Annotated in this window: 19 protein-coding genes; 12 read left to right on the forward strand and 7 right to left on the reverse strand. The window is 73.3% G+C overall.

Annotated elements, in window-relative coordinates; translation table 11 throughout:
- Positions 1–109: 109 nt before the first annotated feature.
- From ACIQVI_RS06755 to ACIQVI_RS06800, 10 genes are all read left to right on the forward strand, one after another.
- The gene (locus tag ACIQVI_RS06755) at positions 110–1,483 is read left to right on the forward strand and encodes a cytochrome P450 (protein WP_403591900.1); all 1,374 of its coding nucleotides are present in this window, start codon (positions 110–112) and stop codon (positions 1,481–1,483) included.
- Positions 1,484–1,586: 103 nt separating this feature from the next.
- Positions 1,587–2,204 carry a TOPRIM nucleotidyl transferase/hydrolase domain-containing protein gene (locus ACIQVI_RS06760; protein ID WP_403591903.1) on the forward strand — a complete coding sequence of 206 codons (618 nt, stop codon included), beginning with the start codon at positions 1,587–1,589 and terminating at the stop codon, positions 2,202–2,204.
- 180 nt (positions 2,205–2,384) lie between these two features.
- The gene (locus ACIQVI_RS06765) at positions 2,385–3,614 is read left to right on the forward strand and encodes a sensor histidine kinase (protein WP_403591905.1); all 1,230 of its coding nucleotides are present in this window, start codon (positions 2,385–2,387) and stop codon (positions 3,612–3,614) included.
- Positions 3,615–3,648: 34 nt separating this feature from the next.
- On the forward strand, positions 3,649–4,332 hold the full coding sequence (locus ACIQVI_RS06770) for a response regulator (RefSeq protein WP_403591908.1): 684 nt from the start codon (positions 3,649–3,651) through the stop codon (positions 4,330–4,332).
- Positions 4,333–4,402: 70 nt separating this feature from the next.
- A complete protein-coding gene (locus tag ACIQVI_RS06775) occupies positions 4,403–5,107 on the forward strand; it encodes a helix-turn-helix transcriptional regulator (protein WP_403591911.1) in 705 nt (234 codons plus the stop codon).
- 32 nt (positions 5,108–5,139) lie between these two features.
- A complete protein-coding gene (locus ACIQVI_RS06780; RefSeq protein ID WP_403591914.1) occupies positions 5,140–5,667 on the forward strand; it encodes a DUF3291 domain-containing protein in 528 nt (175 codons plus the stop codon).
- An 11-nt stretch (positions 5,668–5,678) separates the two neighbouring features.
- Entirely contained in the window at positions 5,679–6,107 is a 429-nt protein-coding gene (locus tag ACIQVI_RS06785; protein WP_403591917.1) for a glutaredoxin domain-containing protein, read from the forward strand.
- Between the two features lie 94 nt (positions 6,108–6,201).
- Positions 6,202–8,403, forward strand: coding sequence for a telomere-associated protein Tap (gene tap / locus ACIQVI_RS06790; protein WP_403591920.1), 2,202 nt, complete (start codon positions 6,202–6,204; stop codon positions 8,401–8,403).
- 6 nt (positions 8,404–8,409) lie between these two features.
- A complete protein-coding gene (gene tpg / locus ACIQVI_RS06795) occupies positions 8,410–8,967 on the forward strand; it encodes a telomere-protecting terminal protein Tpg (RefSeq protein ID WP_403591923.1) in 558 nt (185 codons plus the stop codon).
- Positions 8,968–9,089: 122 nt separating this feature from the next.
- Positions 9,090–9,479 (forward strand): PRC-barrel domain-containing protein, encoded by a 390-nt coding sequence (locus tag ACIQVI_RS06800; RefSeq protein ID WP_351970355.1) that lies wholly within the window; start codon positions 9,090–9,092, stop codon positions 9,477–9,479.
- A 69-nt stretch (positions 9,480–9,548) separates the two neighbouring features.
- Here the strand turns inward: ACIQVI_RS06800 and ACIQVI_RS06805 are convergent, their stop codons facing one another.
- The 4 genes from ACIQVI_RS06805 to ACIQVI_RS06820 all read right to left on the reverse strand — a co-directional run bounded on the left by ACIQVI_RS06805 (position 9,549) and on the right by ACIQVI_RS06820 (position 15,522).
- Entirely contained in the window at positions 9,549–9,842 is a 294-nt protein-coding gene (locus ACIQVI_RS06805) for a YkvA family protein (protein WP_403591927.1), read from the reverse strand.
- Positions 9,843–9,950: 108 nt separating this feature from the next.
- Positions 9,951–13,046: a glycoside hydrolase family 3 protein gene (locus ACIQVI_RS06810; protein ID WP_403591930.1), complete on the reverse strand. Its 3,096-nt coding sequence runs from the start codon at positions 13,044–13,046 to the stop codon at positions 9,951–9,953.
- Positions 13,047–13,505: 459 nt separating this feature from the next.
- Entirely contained in the window at positions 13,506–14,771 is a 1,266-nt protein-coding gene (locus tag ACIQVI_RS06815) for a DUF6357 family protein (RefSeq protein WP_403591933.1), read from the reverse strand.
- A 97-nt stretch (positions 14,772–14,868) separates the two neighbouring features.
- Positions 14,869–15,522 (reverse strand): hypothetical protein, encoded by a 654-nt coding sequence (locus tag ACIQVI_RS06820; protein ID WP_403591936.1) that lies wholly within the window; start codon positions 15,520–15,522, stop codon positions 14,869–14,871.
- A 153-nt stretch (positions 15,523–15,675) separates the two neighbouring features.
- Between ACIQVI_RS06820 and ACIQVI_RS06825 the strand changes: the two genes are divergently transcribed.
- The gene (locus tag ACIQVI_RS06825; RefSeq protein ID WP_403591939.1) at positions 15,676–16,386 is read left to right on the forward strand and encodes a hypothetical protein; all 711 of its coding nucleotides are present in this window, start codon (positions 15,676–15,678) and stop codon (positions 16,384–16,386) included.
- 69 nt (positions 16,387–16,455) lie between these two features.
- Positions 16,456–16,839 carry a hypothetical protein gene (locus tag ACIQVI_RS06830; RefSeq protein WP_403591942.1) on the forward strand — a complete coding sequence of 128 codons (384 nt, stop codon included), beginning with the start codon at positions 16,456–16,458 and terminating at the stop codon, positions 16,837–16,839.
- Between the two features lie 43 nt (positions 16,840–16,882).
- On the opposite strand, the gene ACIQVI_RS06835 is transcribed toward ACIQVI_RS06830, so the two are convergent.
- The 3 genes from ACIQVI_RS06835 to ACIQVI_RS06845 form a co-directional block, all read right to left on the reverse strand.
- Positions 16,883–20,242: a S8 family peptidase gene (locus tag ACIQVI_RS06835; protein WP_403591945.1), complete on the reverse strand. Its 3,360-nt coding sequence runs from the start codon at positions 20,240–20,242 to the stop codon at positions 16,883–16,885.
- Positions 20,243–20,648: 406 nt separating this feature from the next.
- Complete coding sequence (locus ACIQVI_RS06840; RefSeq protein WP_403591948.1) at positions 20,649–21,677, reverse strand: DUF5954 family protein; 1,029 nt, start codon at positions 21,675–21,677, stop codon at positions 20,649–20,651.
- A 138-nt stretch (positions 21,678–21,815) separates the two neighbouring features.
- Complete coding sequence (locus tag ACIQVI_RS06845; RefSeq protein WP_403591951.1) at positions 21,816–22,928, reverse strand: AI-2E family transporter; 1,113 nt, start codon at positions 22,926–22,928, stop codon at positions 21,816–21,818.
- Positions 22,929–22,972 lie beyond the last annotated feature (44 nt).

The raw sequence follows: 22,972 nt of genomic DNA on the forward strand, positions 1-22,972 counted from the left end.
ACCGTTTCACGCCAACAGGCCAGATCCAAAACGCTGTTCCTCCCTCCCTACCCGTGAGTCACTTCCTGGGAGAGAATCACCGCAGGCGACGAACGAGGGGGAACCGTCCATGACCGTCACCACCGGTGCCGAAGCGCCCGAACTCGCGGGAATCCCGCTGCTCGGCTCCATGTTCGACCTCAAGAACGACTCCCTGGAGACCTTCCTGCGCGCCCGGCGCGAGCACGGGGACGTCGTACGGATCACCGCGGGACCGCCCGGCGTCCGCGCCACCCTCTACGGCGTCTTCTCCGCCGAGGGCGCGCAGCAGGTCCTCGCCGGGGAATCGGCCAACTTCCGCAAGGACAACGCCTTCTACCAGGAGGTCCGCGAGTCCTTCGGCAACGGCCTCCTCACCAGTCAGGACGAGGACTACCTCCGCCAGCGCCGACTCGTCCAGCCCCTCTTCACCCGCCGCCGGGTCGACAGCTACGCGGCGGCCATTGCCGCCGAGGTCGCCACCCTCACCGGCGAGTGGCGCGACGACGGCGCCGAGTCCGTCGACGTCCTCCAGGAGATGGCCCGGCTCGCCCTGCGCGCCGTCGCCCGCATCCTCTTCGGCACCGACGTCGACGCGGCCGTCCAGATCGTCGAGCGCAGCTTCCCCGAACTCGGCGCCTACGTGCTGCGCCGGGGCTTCTCCCCCCTCAACGTCCCCCGCAACTGGCCCACCCCCGGCAACCGCAGGGCCGCGGCCGTCCACCGGGCGCTGTACGAGGTCTGCGACCGCATCATCGCCGAGCGCCGGAGCTCCGGCCGGACGTCGGACGAGGGCGACGACCTCCTCACCCTCCTCGTCGGCGCCGAGAGCGCCGAGGACGGCAGCTTCGACGCCACCGAACTGCGCGAACAGGTCCTCGTCTTCCTGCTCGCGGGACACGAGACCACCGCCACCTCCCTAGGCTTCGCCCTCCACCTGCTCGGCCTCCACCCGGAGGCGCGGAAGCGGGCCCGGGAAGAGGTCGATCAGGTCCTCGCCGGACGCACCCCCGGCGCCGCCGACCTCGACGCGCTGCCCTACGTCACCCGGGTCCTCAAGGAGGCCATGCGCCTCTTCCCGGCCGCCCCGGTCGTCGGCCGCCGCGCCGTCGCCGCCACCGAGATCGGAGGCGTCGCCGTCCCGGCGGGCGCGGACGTCGTCGTGGCCCCCTGGGTCACCCACCGCCACCCGGACTACTGGGAGGACCCGGAGCGCTTCGACCCCGACCGCTTCACGCCCGAGGCGGAGGCCGCCCGCCCCCGGTACGCCTGGTTCCCCTTCGGCGGCGGCCCGCGCGCCTGCATCGGCCAGCACTTCTCGATGCTGGAGTCGGTGATCGCCCTGGCGATGATCCTCCAGCGGTACGACTTCGAGGCCATCGACACCGAGGTGCCCCTCACCTCCGCGATCACCCTCCAGGCGGCGGGCCCGGCCCGCTGCCGCCTGACCCCCAGGGAGCCGTAGCCACCACCCCGTGGCCGCCACCCCGGGGCCGGCCGCCCGGCCAGGCCGCCGGCCCCGGGATATTCCGTACCGCACCCGGCCCGCGGACGTGCAGACTCGCCCCATGGTGGACATGAACGCGTTCCGGGACGGGATCGGCCGCTGGGCGGCCGGCGGCTCCGGCGACGCGGCGAGGGAACTGGCCGTGGCCCTGGGGCTGCGGACGGCGGTGCTCCTGGAAGGGCCGAGCGACTTCGCGGCCGTGGAGACCCTGGCCGCACGGCACGGTCGGGACCTCGCGGCCGAAGGCGTGTGCGTGGTCCCGATGGGCGGGGCGATGAACATCGCCCGCTACGCCGCCCTCCTCGGACCGCCCGGCCTGGGCCTGCGCCTGACGGGACTGTGCGACGAGGGCGAGCGGGGCTTCTACGACCGGGGCCTGAAGCGGGCCGGGGCGCCGCCCGGGGACTTCTTCGTCTGCGTGGCGGACCTGGAGGACGAGCTGATCCGCGCGCTGGGCCCGGAGCGGGTCGAGGAGATCATCCGGACGGAGGGCGACCTGCGGCCCTGGCAGACCTTCCTGAACCAGCCCGCACAGGACGGCCGGTCCCGGCAGCGGCAACTGCGGCGCTTCCTCGGCACGAAGAAGGGCCGCAAGATCCGCTACGGCCACCTCCTGGCGGAGGCCCTCGACACCGGGCGGGTGCCGGGCCCCCTCGACGACCTCCTGACGAGCCTGTGACTTCCGTACGGCCACGAGCCGTACAGCCACGAGCCGTGCGGCCCACGGCCCGTACGCCCCGGGGTGCGTACGGCCCGTGGCGCGCGCACCCCACGGCTCGCGGGACCCGCTCCTCGTACAACCACCGCGGTATGCCGCTGGGTTGACGCCCGAACGATCACGGATGGCTAGGCTGCGGCGATGAAGCTCCGTCCTCCCCGCGGCCCCCTCGTCAACGCGCTCATGGGCATCGCGATGACGGGACTGGCCCTGCTGCTCGGACAGGACGCCGCCGCCCAGCGCTGGCCGGCCCTCGATCCGGTGGCCTACGCGCTCATCCTCGTGGTCAACCTGCCCGCGGTGGTCCGGACGCGCTTCCCCGTCGCCGTGTTCGTCCTCGCGCAGGGCGGCTTCGCGGTCTACGTGTCCCTGGGGTACTGGCCCGTGGTCAACTCCCTGGCCACGCTCCTGGCGACCTACACCCTCGCCTCGGAGCGCCCGTCCCGGATCTCGGCGCCCGGCGCGGCGATCACCGGCCTGACCTGGCTCGGCGCGGGACTGCTCGACGAGGTGAACGGCGGCGACCACGGCTCGCTGGCCGCCGCCGCGGGACAGGCGCTGCTCTTCCCCACGGTGCTCTGGTGGTTCGGCGCGCTCTCGCGCAGGGCCACCGAACTCACCCGCGCGCTCGCCGCCGAGCAGGAGGAACGGGCCCGGCGGGAGGTCGCGTACGAGCGGGGCAGGATCGCCCGGGAGCTCCACGACGTGGTCGCCCACCACATGGCGGTCATCTCCGTGCAGTCGGGCCTCGCGCGCTTCGTCTTCGACAGCGATCCGGCCACCGCCCGCGCCGCCCTGGACACCATCGCCGACACGGGCACCGAGGCGCTCGACGAACTCCGCCGTATGCTCACGCTGTTGCGCGAGGGCACCGACCCGCGCGCGCCGGACCGCCCGATGCCCGGCCTGGCCCGCCTCGACGAACTCGTGGCGCGGGTCGGGGCCGGGGGGACGCCCGTCGCGCTGACCGTCGAGGGGGTCCCCCGCCCGATCGGCTCCGGCGCCGACCTCTGCGCCTACCGCGTCGTCCAGGAATCGCTCACCAACGTCCTCAAGCACGCGCCCGGCGCCGCGACCGAGGTCGTCGTCCGCTACGGGCCGCAGCACCTGGAGGTGGACGTCACCAACGAGGGCGGGCGGACGATTCCGGCGCAAATGCCCACAGGGGCCGGGCACGGCTTGATCGGCATGAGGGAGCGGGCCAAGCTGTACGGCGGGCGGATCGACATCGGCCCGCGCGACGGCGGCGACGGGTTCGCCGTGCGACTGACCCTGCCGCTCACGGCACGGGCCGGCGCACCGCCCGCCACCGGCCGTCGCGACGGCCCCGCCCCGGACGACCGGCTCCCGCCGGCGGTCCGGGAGGGCTGAGCCCCGCCGCCGTGACAGGAGAACCACCTCTCGCATGAGCCAGGTGATCAGGGTCCTCGTCGTCGACGACCAGTACCTCATACGGGCGGGCCTGGTCGGACTCCTCAAGGCCGCCCCGGGGACGGAAGTGGTCGGAGAGGCCGTGGACGGCGAGGAGGCCGTGGCGCTCGCGGCGAGCCTCCGCCCCGACGTCATCCTCATGGACGTCCGGATGCCCGGCGGCAACGGAATCGACGCCACCGCCCGCATCCTCGCCGAGGCGCCCGACCCGGCGCCCCGCGTCCTGATCCTCACCACCTTCGACCTGGACGAGTACGTGTACGGGGCGCTGCGCGTCGGCGCCTCCGGCTTCCTGCTCAAGGACTCCGGACCCGAACGGCTCCTGGCGGCGGTGGCCGCCGTGGCCGGGGGCGACCACCTCTTCGCCCCGAGCGTCACCAGGCGCCTCGTCGAGGCGTTCGCCAGCCGCGCGGCCCCCGCCGAGGAGGCCGTCCGGGCTGGGGCGGCCGGACTGGACGCGCTGACCGGCCGGGAGCGAGAAGTCCTCCGGCTGACCGGCAAGGGCCTGTCGAACCGGCAGATCGCCGGGGACCTCCACATCAGCGAGGCCACCGTCAAGACCCACCTCAACCGCGCCATGGGGAAGCTCGGCCTGGCCAGCCGGGCGCAGGCGGTCGTCGTCGCCTACGAGAGCGGCCTCGTCGTACCCGGCCTCTGAACCGGAGGGCAGGGCCGGGCACGGGACCCGCTCTTCTATCTCCTATCCGCGTTGTTTCTAGAATGGACGCGTGGAGGACATCGAAGCGATCGCGGCGTTGCAGGATCCGGTACGCCGCCGCCTGTACGAGTACGTGGCGGCCCAGGGCCGCGAGGTCGGCCGCAACGAGGCCGCCGAGGCGGTCGGGGTGGCGCGCACGCTCGCCGCGCACCATCTGGACAGGCTGACCGAGGCCGGGCTGCTCGACAGTGGCAGCCGCCGTCTGACGGGACGCTCGGGGCCCGGGGCCGGGCGCCCCGCCAAGGTCTACACGCGGACGCGGGCCGAGCGGTCGGTGTCGCTGCCCGCGCGCGACTACCGCACCGCCGCCGAACTCCTCGCCGAGGCCGCCGAGGAGGCCGGCCTCGACGCCGGACTCCGCACGGCCGCCCGCCGCCGGGGCGAGGCCCTGCGCGGCCCGGCGTCGCCCTGCGGAGACCTCGAAGAGGCCATGGAGGTGCTGGCCGCCCGGGGTTACGAGCCGCACGTGGAAGGAGGAAAAGAGGAAGAGGCCGAAAGCCCTGGGGGAGAGGCGGGCGCGGACGGGCGCGTTGTCCGTATGCGCAACTGCCCGTTCCACGCCGTCGCCGAACGCTTCCCGCCGCTCGTCTGCGGCATGAACCTCGCCCTCCTCGAAGGGCTGCTCGGCGCGGACGGCCCGGTGCGCGCCCGCATGGACGCCCGGCCGGGGGAGTGCTGCGTGGTGGTCGAGAATTCTAAAAACAATGAACGTTGACATAGAAAAGCGGGCCGTGCTGAGATGAGGCCATGACCTCCTCCCCGCACGCTGTCCACCTGGCCCAGCTCAACGTCGCCACGCTCCTCCACCCCTTCGACGACCCGCGCGTGAAGCCCTTCGTCGACCTGCTCGACCCGGTCAACGCCGCCGCCGACGGCGCGCCCGGCTTCGTCTGGCGGCTCGTGGAGGAGGGGGCGGCCGACGCCACCGGCCTGCGCCCGGCGGGCGAGAACGTCATCGTCAACCTGTCGGTGTGGGAGACCCAGGAGGCCCTGTGGGACTTCGCCTACCGCAGCGGACACCTGGAGGTGATGCGGCGGCGCCGCGAATGGTTCGCACGGCACGTCGAGGCGCACCTGGTGCTCTGGTGGATCCCCGCCGGCCACCTCCCGACCGCGCACGAGGCCCTGGAGCGCCTGGCGGACCTGCGCACGCACGGCCCGTCCCCCCGCGCCTTCACCTTCGCCTCCTCCTACACCGCGGCCGAAGCCGCCCGGCACCTCCGGGACGCACCACCGGCGGACACCGCCGCCGAGCCGTCGCACGCCGCCCGATAGCCTGCGTCACCATGACGCGCGCCTGGACCTTCCCGCTGCTGTTCCTGCTCTGCGGCTCCGCCGTCGCCGGCACGGCCCTCGGGGAGAGCCCCGGCCGGGCCGCGGTGATCCTGCTGGTGTTCGTGCTCCTCGCGGTGGCGCACTCGCCCCTGGTCTTCCCCCGGTCGGTCTCCGTGGAGGAGGCGCGGCGCCTCGGCGCGGTCGACGGACGGCCGATCGTCTTCTGGCGGCCGGGCTGCCGCTACTGCCTGCGCCTGCGCGCCCGACTGGGCCGCGACGCCCGCCGGTTGCACTGGGTCGACATCTGGCGGGACCCCGCCGGCGCGGCCGAGGTGAGGGCCGTCAACGACGGCGACGAGACCGTGCCGACCGTCTTCGTCGCGGGCCGGCCGTACGTCAACCCCGATCCCGCATGGGTACGCGCGCAGCTCTCCGCCTAGAACCCACCGGACGTACTCCGTACGCGATATGTGCGCCGAACGTACGCGATTCATGCGGTTGGCGAAGGTAGGGTGGCGCCAGGAGGTACCACTCGTGTCCGAATCCGAGCTGTTCGACGCGGTGGACGCGCTGCTCGCGTCCCGCGCCACGCTGCCGTCGCCCGAGGAACGCAAACGACTGCGGCGGGCCCACGGCCTGACGGTCGAGGAGGTGGCCGACGCGCTGAAGGTGCGCCGGGCCACGGTCACCAGCTGGGAGTCCGGCAGGACCGAGCCCCGGCCGCCGGAGCGCGACGCGTACGCGCGTCTCCTCGGCGGACTCGCGAAGCTCTACCCCGCCCCGGCGGACCCCGGCGGCGAGAACGCGACCGCGCCCGAGGCGCCCGCCGAGACCGAGACCGAGCCCGCCCCGGCGAACCTCCCCGCGACGAGCGCGGACCCGACGGACACCGAGCCGACGGAAACCGCCCGGACCGACACCGCCCAGGCGGAAACCGCCCGGACGGACACCGGGTCAGCAGGCCCCGCCCCGGCGGCCGCCGACCCGACGAGCGTCGAACCCCGCTTCGAGAACGGGCCGCTCGCCGTCGTCGACGTCACCGGCGACGGGCGGGCGTCCGCGTACTGCGCGGACGGACTGATCCTGGACGTCCCCGCCCAAAGCCTCCCGGCCCTCGTCGAGTGGACCCTCAAGGAGGCCGGACTCGGGCAGCCCAAGCTGTCGGGCCCCGGCAAGCCGTCCGACCCGCTGATCGTCCTCACCGAAGCCGCCCTGGAGCGTTACGGCCTGCCCGTCGCCCTCACCGAGGAAGAGCGGCTCGCCGGACGGATCCCCGAGAACCACAAGACCGTCAAGCAGCTGATCCGCGCCGACTGGAAGCTCACCCGAAGGGGCTTCGGACCGTGGGCGCGGATCTACCGCCCCGCCACCGGTGCGGAGCGCAACTGCGTGCAGCTCTGCCTCCCCTCCTGGGGCGCGCTCGACCCCCGGCACTGGGGCGCCGCCGCCCAACTCCCCCCGGCCGAACTCGCCCGCGTCCTGGGCACGTACGCCGCCCGCGTCATGACGCCGCGCGGCTCCACCGCCGTCACCGGCCTGGAGCTGATGACCGCCCTGCACCCGCCGACCCGCGCCGTGCGCGACGAGACGACCGGCGGCTTCCGGAAGGCCGAAGGCAAGAACCCCGGCTCGCTGGGCGAGGAGCCGGTGGACCCGGCGCCGTGCGAGGCCCCCGACGGCCACCCCGTCCTCGCCGACCTGCCGCGCTTCCACGTCCGAGGCCCGGGCGAGAAGCTGTTCGAGGAGGCGTACGACTGGGCGCGCCCCCTCACCGACGACGAATGCCTGCGCCGCAACCTGGTGGGCATCGACGTCAACATGGCCTTCGCCGCCGGCGCCAACGGCCTGACCGTCGGCCTCGGCGCGCCCACGCACGTCGAGGACCCGGTGTTCGACCCCAAGCTGCCCGGCTCGTGGCTCGTCGACCTCTCCCACGTCGACCTCTCCCGGGTCAAGGTCGCCAAGGACCGGTGGGCGGAGCTGGACGCCGACCTGCTGCCGAGCCCGTTCACCCCGAAGGGCGACCGCCCCGGGGGACCGGCCTGGTACGCGACCCCGACCGTGGCGTACGCGGTGGAACTCGGGTACGACGTCCGGCCGGTCGAGGCGTGGCTGCGGTACGACAACGGCCGCTACCTGGACGCCTGGTACAACCGGCTGCGGGACGCCTACCTCGCCACGATGGCCGACCTCGGCGTCGGCGCGGACCTCCCGCCGGCCGACTTCCTGGCCGCGATGGACGGCTGGGCGGGCCGCGACCCGCAGCTCGCGATCGTCGTCTCGGCGATCAAGGCCACGGTGAAGGGCGGCCTGGGCAAACTGCGCGAGCGCCCGCGCGGGGAGGGCTGGCGCCCGGGCCGGCGGTGGCGGGCGCTGGAGCGTCCGACGTGGCGCCCGGACATCCGCGCGGCGGTCATCTCCCGCACCCGGGTCAACCTCCACCGCAAGATCGTCAGGCACGCCGCCTTCACCGGCGACTACCCGGTCGCGGTCCTCTCCGACTGCGTCGTGTACGCGGCCGACGGCGCGTCGCCGCTGGACTTCCTCCCGTACCGCGACGGCAAGCCGCTGCCCGGCGGCTTCCGGCTCGGAGTCAACCCGGGCCTGGTCAAGCACGAGGGCACCCAGTCCGTCCTGTGGGGCGAGGGGGTCAGGGAGCGCTTCGGGGCCCCCGAGCTCAACCTCGCCCGGTACATCAAGGACGGCACCGTCACCGACGCCGACAACGGAGAGTAGGGCGCGATGAGCATGTTCGGCGACAGCCTCGACAAGGCGGTGCAGAAGACGTTCACCCGCCCGGCCCCCAAGTCGGCCGGAGCCCGGATGCGGTACCTGGTCAAGCGGCTGGGCGGCACCAGGGCGGTCGCCGAACTGCTCGCGGTCTCCCAGCGCCAGGTCGAGCGCTACGTCTCCGGCCGGGCCAGGCACCCGCGCCCCGACCTCGCCGCCCGTCTGGAGCGCGAGGTCCGGGCCCGGTGGCAGCCGCAGATCCGGGCGAAGGCGAGGAAGCGGGCCGCCACGACCGACGGCATCGTCATCGACACCCGCGCCCGGCTCGGCTACACCGCCCCGATCGGCTCCACCGACCAGGACCGCGTCCGGCACCTGACCGTCGCACTGCCGCCGCAGTACGCGGCCCGTCTCTTCGACGCCCAGGAGACCGGCGCCGGCGAGGACGAACTCCGGCGGATCGCGGCCGACGGGCTCAGGGAGGTGTACTTCCAGGACGGAGGCCGCCGCGCCGGCAGCCTGGAGGAGGTCCGCTTCACGGACGTCGAGCACCTCGAATTCGACTTGTAGCCCCGGTCCGCACGCGTAGCCCCCGGTCCGCACGTGTGGAGCCCGGTCCGCACGTGTGGGGTCCGGTCCTCGGGGCAGGCGGTCCTCCTCAGGAGATGTCCGAGGACGGAGGAGTGAGCGGTATGGCGGAGAACGTGTGGAGCTACGGGCAGGCCTTCGGTCATCTGGTGGGCACCGACCTGACCGGCTGGCGGGTCGAGGCGACCGACGGGCACATCGGCAAGGTCGACAAGCACTCCGACGAGGTCGACGACTCCTATCTGGTCGTCGACACCGGGGTGTGGATCTTCGGCAAGGAGGTGCTGATCCCGGCGAGCGCGGTCACCCGGATCGACCTGGAGGGGCAGGAGGTGCATCTCGACCTGACCAAGGAGCAGATCAAGAACGCGCCGGAGTTCCACTCCGACAAGCACCTCGCGGACCGGCAGTACCGGGAGGAGATCGCCGTGCACTACCGGACGGGCGGACCGTTCGGCGGCGGGCCGCTCGGAGGCGGACCGGCACCGGTCTGATCCGGCCGGACGCGACGGGGCGGTCCCCCGCAGCCTGCTGCGGGGGACCGCCCCGTTCCGTGTTCCGCGTCAGCCCTTCAGCTCCCCGCGGTCCGCCCCGCTCCGGGCGGCCGCCGAGTGCAGTGCCCGCAGGGCCAGCAGCAGGACGCCGACGTCGTCCAGGTAGACCGGGTCGGGGATCAGGTCGACCGGCGACACCGTGTACACCACGGCCGCCCAGAAGAGGGCCTTGGACTGCAACGGGACGCCGGCGTCGAGCAGCAGCCTGCGGGCCCGGAAGACGCGCACGAGCAGAACGGCCGCGTATCCCGCCACCACGAGGGCGAGGACCCCGGCCACCACGATCCAGAAAGAGCTGTCCATGCCGCTCTTCTACCCCGGTTTCCCGGAACCGCCCCCGTCGGCGTCGGCGCCCCCTCACGACCGAGGGGTCCTCCCCGTGTCCGGGAAGGACCCCTTGCGCACACCGGGTCAGGCCGCCCGGTACGCCGTCGTCAGCCGCGCGACCGCGCCCGTCAGGTCGCCCGAGATCAGCAGCCGGTCCGCCTCCGCGAACGGCTTGGCCGTCGCGGGAGTGATGTCTTGGCCGATCTTCTTCTGGACGACGTCCCGCGCCCGGGACAGCAGTTCCCGGCCCTCCGGCGACGTCCCCCGGCCGGCCGCCTGGAGCACCTTGGCCGCGACCCCGATCGCCTTGAGCGTCAGCTCGCCTCCGACCTGCGGCACCGGCCGGGTCGTCAGACCCCAGCCGAACGGGAACTGCGGGTCGTACGAGGCGTCACCGACGTTGATCGGCAGCTGCGCCTCCGACTTCGGCCAGGTGACCGGGAGCTGGCCGGTGAACGGCCGCGTCCCGTACAGCACGTCCGCCACGCCGTCGCCCTCGGTGCCGGGCAGCCAGGACGCGACCAGGGCGTCGATCGCCCCGAGCCGGTCCCCGATCAGCTGCGGCCGCCCGGAGACGACCAGGACCGCGCACGGCATCGCCGCGCAGACCTTGTCCACCGCCGCCTTGTCCGCCGCCGTCAGCTCCAGGTCGTGGCCGTTGCCCACGTCGCCGATGCCCTCGGCGTACGGCGTCTCGCCGACCACCACGACCCCGACGTCGTACCCCTCGGTCGCGGCCGAGGCGTCCTTCGAGTAGTCGACCGTCGTGCCCGGGGCCGCCTTGCGCATCCCCTCGAGGATCGTGGTGCCGGTCGTGTTCCGGCCGGACGAACCCTGCCAGCTGATGGTCCAGCCACCGGCCTGGTTGCCCAGGTCGTCGGCGTTGGAACCGGCGACGTACACCTTCTGCGTCTTCTTCAGCGGCAGCACGCCGCCGTCGTTCTTCAGCAGCACCTGGGACTTGGCGACCGCCTCCCGCGCCACGGCGCGGTGCGCGGCCGAGCCGACCGCGTCGAGGTGGGTGGTGTCGGCGTACGGCTTCTCGAACAGGCCGAGCCGGAACTTCTGGGTCAGGATCCGCGCGACCGCGTCGTCCACGCGTGCCCGGCCGACCCGCCCGGCCGTCACCTCCTCCGCCAGGATCCGCGTGAAGTCCTGGTAGTTGGTCGGCACCATGATCATGTCGAGCCCGGCGTTGATCGAGGTCCGCACGTCGCTCGCGTAGTCCCCGGGGATCTGGTCGATCGCCTGCCAGTCACTGATCACGAAGCCCTCGAAGCCCATGCGGTCCTTGAGGACGCCGTTGATCATCCCGGCGTGGGCGTGCATCTTCACCGGCCCCTGGTCGTCGCCTATGACGTCGAGCGAGGAGTACGAGGGCATGACCGTGCCCGCCCCGCGCTTCACCGCCTCGGCGAACGGCGCCAGGTGCACCGCCTCCAGCTCCTGCCGGGTCACCTTGGTGACGCCCTGGTCGATCGTGTACGAACCCGTCGTCGACGAGCCGAACTCCGTGCCGCCGTCGCCGACGAAGTGCTTGGCGCTGGTGAGCACCTTGTCGTTGCGGTGCAGGTCCGCGCCGCTGCTCGCGCCCTGCATTCCGTTGATGACCGTCTCCATGGCCTTCACCAGGGCCGGGTCCTCGCCGAACGCCTCGTACGAACGGCCCCACCGCTCGTCCCGGGTGACGCACACGCAGGGGGCGAAGTCCCACGGGATGCCGGTGGCCCGGACCTCCTTGGCGGTGACCGCCCCGGTCCGCTCGGCGACCTTCGGGTCGCGCCCGGCGCCGATGCCGATGTTGTGCGGCATGATCGTCGCGCCGATGACGTTGTTGTGCCCGTGCACCGCGTCCACGCCGTAGATCAGCGGGATCTGGAAGCGGGTGGCCTGCGCCCGGAGCTGGTAGGCGTCGATCATCTTCGCCCACGCCTCGGGCGTGTTCGGCGTCGGTACCGAGCCGCCGCCGGAGAGCAGCGAGCCGAGCCGGTAGGAGGCGATGTCGCCCTGCGACCGCAGCGCGTTGCGCTCGGCCTGCGTCATCTGGCCGACCTTCTCCTCCAGCGTCATCCGCCCGATCAGGTCCGCGACCCGCTTCTTCACCGGCAGCCGCTTGTCGAGGTACGGAAGCCCGTGCGCGTTCACGACGACCTGCGGCACCTCGGCGGGCGCCTTGGCGCCGTTGACCTCCAGCGCGAGCGGGATCGTCTCGGCCTCCTCGGCCGAACCGTCCTTCTTCGTCGCCACGGTGACGGTGTGGGAGGTGCCGGACGGGGTCCCGGCCGGGAAGGTCACGGTGCCGCTGACCGGCGCGTAGTCCTTGCCGGCCTCGGCGGTCCCCTTCCCGGTCGTGTACGCCACGGTGACGGGCTCGCCGATGGGGCCCGAACCGGTGGTGGCCACCGTCACCTTCACCCGCGCGCTGCCGCCCTCGGCCACCGGGTACACGGCGGCGTCGGTGACGACCTTGGTGTTCAGCGCGGGCTCCGCCTTGCCGTACAGCTCCACGCCGTCCAGGGCGAACTTGCCCGGGGAGCCGGGCGGCAGGGTCAGGGCGTAGCCCCACATCTCGTTGAGCCCGAGGACCTGGTCGATGCCGCCGACGGGCTGGTAGTCGGCCCGGTACTGGAACTCGGAGAACGGGATCTCGACGAGGTGCCAGCCCTCCCAGTCGTCGGTGAAGGACGTGGTCCACAGCTCGGACGCCTCGCCGTTGGCGCCGCCGTCCTTGAGCTCGAAGTTGATCCGCTTGCCCGAACCGGGCGGCAGGGGGGCGGTGTTCTGGCCGTACCACCAGAAGCGGATGCCCTTGAACGCGGTCCAGTCGTGGGCCGGCCGGTCGAAGGCGAAGTCGTGGGTGAAGCCGCCCCAGCCGCTGATGTCGAACGTGCCCTCCAGGACCTTGGAGCCCTCGGGCGCGTCGGCGCGCTCGGAGAGCCGCAGCGCCGGATGGTCGTCGGCGTCGCTGCCCCAGGTGAAGATGCCCTCCGCCGGCGGGTTGCCGAAGGGCACCTCCCCCTCGAACCGGTCGACGGCCACCGGAGTGGGCTCGTCGGCGGCCGCGCTCGGCAGCGCCCCGGCGAGCAGCCCGCCGAGCACGGCGCCGGCGGCGACCACCGCCGTCGCGGTTCTGCCCCGGACACGGTTCCCGAAGCGGCTCTGGTGTCTGCTGCGTGGCATTGCGGCTCCTTCAGTACGGAATGCGGGGGTGCGGGCGGCGGGCCGGGCGGGATCCTTCGATCACTTCACGAACACGGTCCGCGACGGCGGAGCCCGTCCCGGCCCCGGCGTCCGGGGCCCGGAGAACGGCGGTGTCGCCGTCCCTCCTCACGTGCGGAGTCGGTGATCGTGGCGCACATCGGAGCCTCCGCGTCGAGGGACGACATCGCTGTCAGAACCGCTTTGGAAGCGCTCTCAAAGCGGTGCGGCGAGTCAACCGTCAGCCCGTCACGTCGTCAAGAGTTAACACCGACAACGACTGAAATCCGCGTCGCTCCGAGCCGTGACCCCCACAGGGTTCTTCATGTGTTCAGAGCCTGAACGCATAAGGGGTCTTGACGCGTCGTTCCCTCCGACTGTCGTGCGCGCGAGGGGCCGCAGTGACGGGGGTCTGCCCGGCGGATCGGGGTCGGACAGGCCCTAGCGGGCGTCGCGCCGCTCCCGGCGCGCGCGCTCGAACTCGGCGACGTCCGGCATCCAGGGACCGTACGGGTCGAGTGCCGCGCAGCCGCCGCGGACGAAGGCGCTCACCAGGGCCCGGTACGCGTCGAGCCCGTCGACCAGGGCGTACTCGACCCGGTACTCCGGATCCGACCCGCCCTTCCCCTTCCGCACGGTCGTGACGCGGGCGGCGGAGTCCGCGTAGAAGTGGAGCTGGATCCCCTCGCCCCTCTCCTCGTCCTCGACGGTGAACACCTCGTTGTCCGCGGCGGAGCGAGCGCCGACGAACTCCCAGAACTCCGCGGAGGCGCCGCGACGGCCGTCCTTCCGCCACTTCTTCTCGACGCCCTTGTCGTCGGTGAACGTCAGGGCCGTTTTGCGCGCGCCCCCGCCGGGGCCGGTGCGGTCGTCGGCGGCCTCCGCGTCGTCCTCCACGGGTGTGTTCCTGGAGCGGTCCACGGTCTCCGAGCACATCAGGAAGCCCACCGTGCGCACCGCGTCGTCGGCGAGCCCGGGGTGGGCGCGGCGGACGGCCGAGTCGACGGCCGCCGCCACCCGTTCCCAGGCGCGCTTGTCCGTGGCGCGGTTCCCCCGTCGCGGATCGAGGCCGATCCGCATCCCGGCGCAGGCCCGCTCCGCGGTGGCGATCACCCGCATCACCTGCGGAAGCAGCGCGGGGTCGACGGCACCGGGCAGCCGCCGGGGAACCGTCGCGCCGTGCGCGTACTGGCCCGTGTACCGCAGGATCGCGGCGTCGAGCGGGCCGAGGACCGTTCCGCGTGCGGCGCGACGGCGGTCCGCGCGATGCTCCTGGGCACGTTTCTCGTTCGGCGTCGTGGTCGCCGAGCGCATGGCCGCGCAGACCCGTCCGCGCCGGAGCAGGCCGACGTCGGCCCCGTGGGCGACGAGCCGGTGCTCGTCCCACCGGATGCGGCGGAAGAGCGCGTCGACGTCCTCGGGCGGAGAGAGGAGGATCGGGTCCAGGAGCGCGACGGCGGCGTCCTCGTCGAGCCGGCCCGCGGTTCCGGCCGCCTCGCACAGCGGGAGGACCGCGCTCCACAGCAGCAGGTGTCTGGGCAGGTCCTCCCGGATCACCGCGAGGTGGGCCTCCCCGATGGGGAACGTGAACGTGCGGGGCTCGTGGTTGGCGTCGGCCCCGGCGCCGAGCATCAGCCGCAGCTCGCCGTCCTCACTGATCACGGTCGGGATCCATCCGCTGCCCCGGGTGAACACGACGTCCCTCATGAGCCCCACGCCTCTTCGGAACCACGGCGACCGGACGCGGTCACGCCGGGCGCGGGACGAGCACCATGGCGATGCCGCGCCCCCGCTCCGTACCCGTTCACGACCACCGCGCGCACTCGGCGGCGAGGCGCGCGTCGGTACGCACCCAGACCTCGCCGGAGGCGGACCCGGCCGGGGCGTCGACCCGTTCGAGCCCCAGGAACTCGATCAGCGCGAGCAGTTCGGCCCGCTCGGCCCGGTCGTCGTCGACGTCGTGCGAGTCGAAGAAGACGTAGTACTGGTCGCTCGGGTCCACGAAGCCCGCATCCGCCCAGATCCGGGCGACTTCCCGGATCGCGGCCGCTTCCGTCGTGAACGAGGCGGCGCGGACGGCGCCCCGGGTCTCCGGCGGCGCGTCGAGGTCGGCGGGGTCGGAGAACCACTGGCCGAAGTGGTCGAGGCCGGCATGTCCGTTCTCGAAGAACAGCATCGCGCCCGGAAGGTAGCGGTTGGGCCGGTCGACCCGGAGGTATTCCGATCGGGGCCGGTCCGCGCCCTCGACCCGGGCGATCACACCCCGGCCGGGCATGAGGACCAGACTCTGCCCCGCGGGCGCGTCACCGATGGTGTAGACGTCGGAGTCCCGCTCCCGGAAGAACGCGGAGAACGCCACGTAGGCCTCTTGGGCGTCGCCCACGGAGACCGTCCGGTCGTTGCCGTCCCCGACGGCGAAGACGAACCGCTTGGGTCCGGGGGCGTAGGGGCGGGCCATGATCGTCCTTCGTTCACGTGGTGGCCCCGACAGCCTAGGGGATGCCCGGTCGATCACCGCCGTCGGATCCGGGGCCGCCCGGAGACCGGGCCGTGGTGATCGGCCGGACAGGCCTTAGGGTGCTGTTTCGATCACGAAGGGGGAACCGGCACCATGACGTTTCCGCATCCGCACGCGCAACCGCACCCGCCACCGCATCCGCAGCAGTACCCGCACCCGTCCGCCCCTCCGCCCCCGCAGCAGTACGGGTACGCGCCCGGCTGCGAGGTCTGCGGGGCTCAGCCCGCGACCGCCGTGACCGTCCGCGCCCACCAGGGCATGATCATCATCATGCGCACGGTCACCCGGCGCGGAGTCTTCTGCCGCACGTGCGGACTCGCCGTCTACCGGCAGATGACCTCCGACACCCTGCTGACCGGCTGGTGGGGCCTCTTCTCCTTCTTCGTCACGCCCTTCGTGGTCCTGGGGAACGCCTTCGGCGCCCGGGCCGCCCTGCACCGCCTGCCCGAGCCGTACGGCGCCGTGCGACCGAGGCTCCACCCCGGCAGGCGGGTCCTGCGCCGGGCCCCCGCGATGCTGATCCTCACCCCGATCGCCCTCGTCGCCCTGGCGATCCCGACCCTGCTGGTCGTCGGCCTGCTCTCGGGCGGCGGCGAAGGGTCCGTCGCACTGTCGGCGGGCGACTGCGTGCGCAACGAAGTCGACTGGCCCGAGCAGCAGTTGCGGAAGGTGGACTGCGGCTCCCCGCTGGCGGAGTACCGGGTGCTGGACGAGGCCTCCTGCGGCCCCCGCGACTACCTGCTGCGCGCCGAGTACACGATCGGCGCACCCGGCAGGCCGGGCTCCTGCGTCACGCCCCTCTGACGGCCCGCCGTGGACGACGTGGAGGAGGACCTCGTGGAGCGGGCTTCGTACGTCCGGTTCCAGGGAGTGGTGAGGCACCCGCGAGGACACTTCCCCGGTGTCTTCGTGCTCGCCAACGAGCTGGCGGCCCAAGGCAGGCTGACCGAGGACCAGTACCGGTTCTGGAGGGCGGGCAACGACTGGTACGACGCCCACTACACCAACCCGTCCCACGTGGATCCCGCCGTGTACGACCCCCGGGTGCATCCGGGCGCCGTCGCCTGGTTCAAGACGTCCGCCCGGGACCTCGTCGAGCGCGTCGACGGCTATCTGGAACTCCTCGCCGCCCACGGCGTCGAGTGCCGCCGCCTGGAGTCCCCGGACCCCGGCAGGATCCTCTACGAGGACGAGTACCAGGTCGTGGTGGCGGGGGAGGCGGACCCGGACGCGCCCCCGCCCGGTGCCACCGCCTGAGGCGGGAACACCGGGCGGGGGGTGAACGGTCAGGCGGCCGGCGTCACTTGCCGTACCACGCGTTGCGGATCGTCAGGGTCGAGGCGTTGCCCTGCTTGTCCGTGACCTCGGCGGCGAGGGAGACGCCGCCGCCCTTCGCCGGACTCTTCACGGAGATCCGGCCGTTCCGGACCTCCACGGACTTCCAGGTCTTCCCGCCGTCGTAACTCACGGACACGGCGAGCGACTTGAGGTTCTTTCCGGCCGCCGAGCCCTGCACGGTCACCGGGACCGTGACCGGAGCGCCCGCCGGAGCGCGCGAGGCGAGGTCGACCGGGGGCGCGAAGCGGACCGTGGAGACCGGCAGGGCGGTGGTGGCCGCGACCTGCCGCGAGCGGAACGTGAAGCCGACGTCGATCCGGGTCGAGGCCGCGGCGACGTCCGCCGGGCGCTCCACCGAGGCCGTCAGCCGGTACTCGGCGTCGGCGACGCCGACCGCGAAGGGCTCCGAGCCGCTCAGCGGGTCGTCGTTCCTGCCGATCTCGACGCCGTCGCGGTACAGCGCCGACGTGGCCGAGGCGTACCTCGTGCTCCCCGTGTGCCCCGCGCCGTCGGCGAGCAGCGGCACCGCGCCGACGATCCGCTGCTCGCCCGTGACCGGGTCGGGCGCGGTGCGGAAGACGCCCGTGCCCTCGCCCAGGAGCGGACCGACGACGCCCGTGTTGAACGTCTCCCGGTACGACCTGCCGGCCTCGTACCGCTTCGGCCGGACCGTCTCGTAGGCGCCCTCGAAGGCCGGGTACCCCCACTCGTCGGGCTCGCCCAGCTGGTTGAACCGGGTGAGCCAGGTGGCCCCGTCGGCGGTGGAGACGCGGAAGGTGCGCGTGCCCGGCGCCGCCTGCGGCGCGGAGAACCCGTTGCCCTCCGGCGCGCCGGGAAGGTGGGCGTACGGGGAGGCGAGCGCGGACTTCCCGGGGGCGGAGGCGCCGAGGCCGACCGTGAGCGTGGCCAGCTCGTTCGCCTTCACGTGCTTGGTGTAGCCGGTCGCGATCCTGCTCGTCCCGCCGCCGAAGGCCACCGCGTACTGGCTGGTGGCGTCCTCGACGAAGTGCGCGTCCCAGGTCTGCAGGAGGGAGCCGTCGGTGACGGCCGGGCCCGCGTGGGCGGTGCGGAAGCCGGTGAAGCCCCTGAGGACCCAGCCGTTGCCGACGCGGCCGATGCCGGTGGCCCGCTCGTAGTACGTCCCCGCGTAGTCCGCCTCGTCGATGCCCGGCACGGTGAGCTCCACCGGCTTCGTGGTGCGCGCGTCGGCGACGACCGTGGTGTCGCCGGTGACCTCCAGCTTCGGCCGGGCGATCCAGTCGGTTCCCTTGGTGAAGTCCGAGGGGTCCTGGTACACGGCCGTGTTGAACGTGTACGACCCCTTGGGCACCCGGATCGTGTGGGCGCCCGGCTCGTCGTTGACGAAGGCCTGGAAGCCCGCGGCGGGTCCGGCGACGCCGAGCAGGGTGCTGGAGAAGTTCCGGGCGTCGGCTCCGTCGCGGCCCACGGCCCTGAACGTCAGGTCGTAGGACTCCGCCTCCCGTACGGCCACCGCGGCCGTGCGGACGGACCGGCCCGCGCCGGTGGCGGTGACGTAGGCCGAGTAGGCGCCGTCGGCGTCACCGATCCTGGTGTCGGCGACGAGGTCGACCCCGGCCGTGCCGCCGGCGGGCACGGTCACCTTCGGGGAGCCGAGCGCGAAGAACCCGGCCGGGGCCGGCCCGCCCGCCGGGTCCAGGCCGGACACCGACAGGTCGAGGGTGACGTCCTCGGCCCCCAGGTTGCGGTAGACGACCTTCCTGGTGACGGGCAGGTCGTCCGCGTGGGGCCACCGTGCCGTGCCGAAGTTCAGGGAGACCGGTTCGGCGATCACGTTCTGGTCCAGCGCCCTGTCGACCCGGATGCGGCCCGAGCCCTGCTGGAAGGCGCTGTGGGCGCCGCCCTCGGCGGACGCGGTCAGCGCGCCCTTGAGTTCGGCGGACGTCCAGCCGGGGTGCCGCTGCTTCAGGATCGCGGCCGCGCCCGCGACGTACGGGGTCGCCATCGAGGTGCCGTCGAGCTGCAGGTACCCGGGGGCGGGGTGCGGGGTGCCGGGCCGGGTGTCGAGGACGCTGCCGGGGGCGGCGGCCGCGGTGACGGCGACGCCGGGCGCGGTCACGTCCGGCTTGATCGCGCCGTCGCCGACGCGCGGCCCGGTGCTGGAGAAGGGGGCGAGGCGGTCGTCCCCGTCGACCGCGCCGACGGTCAGGGCGGCGTCCGCGCTGCCCGGCGAACCCACCGTCGAACCGCCGCTCTCGCCCTCGTTGCCCGCCGCGACGGCGAACAGGACGCCCTTCTCGGCGGACAGCCGGTCGACCGTCTCCTCCAGCGGGTCGACGCCGGGGCTGTCGGGGCCGCCGAGGCTGAGGTTGATCACGTCCGCGCCCTCGGCGGCGGCCCACTCCATACCGGCGATGACGGCGGAGTCGTCCCCGTAGCCCTCGTCGTCCAAGACCTTCCCGCTGATCACCTCGGCACCCGGGGCGACGCCCTTGTACCGGCCGCCGGACCTGGCGCCGGTGCCGGCGGCGATCGACGCGACGTGCGTGCCGTGCCCGACGCGGTCCACGGCGTCGGGGGAGGCGGAGAAGTTCCTCTCGGCCACGACCCGGGTCCTCAGGTCGTCGTGGGTCTTGTCGACGCCGGTGTCCAGGACGGCGATCCTCACGCCCGTACCGTCGTACCCGGACTCCCACGCCCGGTCGGCGCCGATCTGCCGGACGCCCCGGTCCAGGCTCGCGCCGCGCACCCCGTCCAGCCACACCCTGCCGATGCCGGACGCGGCGGCGCGCGCGCCGTTCCGCCGCCGGTCGGTCAGCGCCTCCCACACCTCGGCCAGGTCGTCCGGGGAGGCCCGGACGGCGTCGGCGCCGATGGTCGGCAAGGCGCGCCGCAGCCGCGTGTCGCCGGCCGCGCGCACTCCGGCCCGCGCGGCGCCGGAGCCCCCCGCGTACTGCACGATCAGCTTGAGCCCGTCGCCGTGGCTCTTGCGCAGCCGGGGGTCGGTGAGCACGTCGAGGTCGAAGAGCCGCTGGTCCAGCCTGCCCGTGGCGATCAGGGGCTGCGCGTCGGCGGGCACCACCAGGGTGCGGTCCCCGGTGCGCCGTATCTGCACGGGTATGCGCTCGCGGCCCTCGGCGGACTCGAAGCCCACCATCCGGCCGGTGGCGTCCACGACGACGTGGTCGCCCGTGACGAGCGGGATCCGCCGGTCGCCGCCGACGCGGGTGATGTCCGGTGCGGCCGTCGCGTGCGCGGCGGTCGCCGTCGCGGGGCCGGTCGTGCCTGCCGCCAGGGCCACCGACGTGGCCGCCGCGACGGTGAAGGCGCCTGCTCTCTTCACAAGTGCGCGCAAGTCTCCCCCAGGAGTTCGGGATGGGGTGGATGAGTCGTTTCCAGCCAGGCGCACAAGATCGTTCGCCGCCGGTCAGCGCAGTATGTGAGGTGGGGCAGGGGCGATCAACGCCGGTACGGGGGAGGGGAGTCGAACCCTACGGTTTTCGGCCATCGCGAAGTCGGGAAATGCGAGGGGACGACGACAGCGGTGTGACGGATCCATGACGGCGGGGCGATGCTTGTGCGACACCGGCCCGCACCGGTCCCTCCGGATCGGGCTCCGGGCCAGGTCGCACGGGCTTTTCGGGGAGGGACGTCCTCGCGGACGGAGGACGCCCCTCCGATCGGCCGTATCCGCACCCGGACGGAACGGCTCTCCGTCCGGGTGCGCGAAGACGACGGGCCGCGTCCGCCTACGCGTCCTTCTCCTCGTAGTGCAGGGTGCCGTCCTCGTCCATGCGCGGGTGCATCTTCGTCGGCCCGTACTCGTCGACGTCCGAGGGGCGCGGCCCCTCGGGGCCGTCGGGACCGAACCGGACCAGCCGCTCGACCCGGCAGATCCGGAACTCCCGGCCGTCCACCTGCACCCGGTCGGCACGCTCGGCCGCCCGGAACAGCTCACCGGCCCGCCGGTACCGCTCCCGCTTCCCGTCGTCCCACTTGTACAGCCGCGCCCACAGGTCGGTGAGGTCCCCGTACAGGTCCCGCCGCGCCTCGTGCGGGGTCGGCGACAGGCCGCCGAGCGGCTGCCAGACGTCACCGGCGCGCTCCACGGCGCCGAAGCCGACGGGCAGCATGGCGATGTCCGGATGGGTGGTGACCGCCTTCCGGGAGTCGGCCCGGACGGCGGCGGGGTAGCGCTTCCCGGCGTAGTGGAACTCCCGCAGCCCGATCCGCAGGGCCTCGGCCATGAGCCCGCTCGCCCTCTCCGGATCGAGCACGGCGTCGGTGTCCAGGCAGCGGCGGGCACCGCGCTGCCGCTCCCAGACCCGGAAGACCGGCTCCGGATCGGTGGGGCGCGGCGGCTCCAGGCCGTCGGCGCCCGTCCGCGCGACCTCGTCGCCGCGCACGATCCGGTACGTGGTCCCCATGACGACGACCTCGTCGACCGGCTCCCGTTCGAGCACGCGCACGGCCGCGAGGAGTTCGCGCCGCACCTTCGGGTCGTCGGTGTCGTCCTTGGCCCAGAAGAAGAACTTCGACTGCAGGCTGTCCCGGGCCTCCTGCGGCATTCCGGTCTGCACCGGCATCACCACCCGCCACGGGGCGTCCGCCCCCTCCTCCCGCGCCGCCACTCCGAACAGCGAACCGCGAACGGCGAGCCGTGGATACCGCGTGACGGCCTGCGCGGCGTCGACCTCGGTCACCCAGGCGACGGGGTCGCCCTCCCGCACGAGGCCCGCACGCATTCTGTCGAGTCGTCGCTTCCAGTGTTCGTCCATGCGCGCATTGTGGTGCCCGATCCGGCGGCCGGTCCGGTGATCGGCCCATCACCTCAACTTACGGGTGACAAGGGGAAGCGTTTCGAGACACCGCCGCCCCCTCCCGTGACGCGGACGTCCGGGAGGGGGCGGCGGGTTTCACGACGGTACGGCGGCGGTGTGCGGCTCGTCGGGGTCCGGTTCCCGAGGGGGAGCGGCGAGCTGCTCGCGGAGGTAGTTCCAGGCCACCGCGATCAGCGCGGCCGCGGGCACCGCGAGGAGGCTGCCCACGATGCCGGCCAGGCTGCCGCCCAGCGTCACCGCGAGCAGGACGACCGCCGCGTGCAGACCGAGGCCGCGGCTCTGGATCATCGGCTGGAACACGTTGCCCTCCAGCTGCTGCACCACGACGATGATCGCGAGGACGAGCAGGGCGTCCGTCAGGCCGTTCGACACCAGCGCGATGAGGACCGCGACCAGGCCCGCGAACAGGGCTCCCACGATCGGTACGAACGCGGAGACGAAGGTCAGCACGGCCAGCGGAAGCACCAGGGGCACGTCGAGGAACCACAGGCCCAGGCCGATGAACACCGCGTCGAGCAGGCCGACGAACGCCTGCGAGCGCACGAACGCGCCCAGGGTCTCCCAGCCGCGCGCGGCCACGACGGGCACGTCGGTGGCCAGGCGGCCGGGGAGCTGGCGGGTGAGCCACGGCAGGAAGCGCGGGCCGTCCTTGAGGAAGAAGAACATCAGGAAGAGCGCGAGGACGGCGGTGACGAGCCCGTTGAACACGGTGCTCACCCCCGTGACGACGGTGGTGACCATGCTGCCGACGCTGTCCTGGATCCGCGCGACCGCGGTGTCGAAGGCGCTGGAGATCTGGTCGTCCCCGATGTTCAGCGGCGGCCCGGCGGCCCACTCGCGCAGTTTCTGGATGCCCTCCACCACGCCGTCGGCCAACTCCCCGGACTGGGACGCGACCGGCACCGCGATCAGCGCGACGATGCCCGCGACGACCACGAGGAAGAGGACGGTGACCACGCCCGCGGCCAGGGCGGGGGGCCAGCCGAGCCTCCGCAGGAAACGGGCGAGGGGCCAGGTCATGGTGGTGAGGAAGAGGGCCACTATGAGCGGCCAGACGACCGACCACATGCGGCCCAGGATCCACAGCGTCACCGCCGCCATCAGCAGGACCAGCAACGACTCGGCGGAAACGCGTGCCGCCGTGCGCAGTGCGGCGGCGGTCTTCGTTGAACTCAACGTGGCAGGCATGGCCCTCACCCTAGTGAACGGCCGTCCCGCTCCTCATCTCTCCT

The sequence above is a fragment of the Streptomyces sp. NPDC098101 genome (assembly GCF_044760185.1).
Classification (GTDB): domain Bacteria; phylum Actinomycetota; class Actinomycetes; order Streptomycetales; family Streptomycetaceae; genus Streptomyces.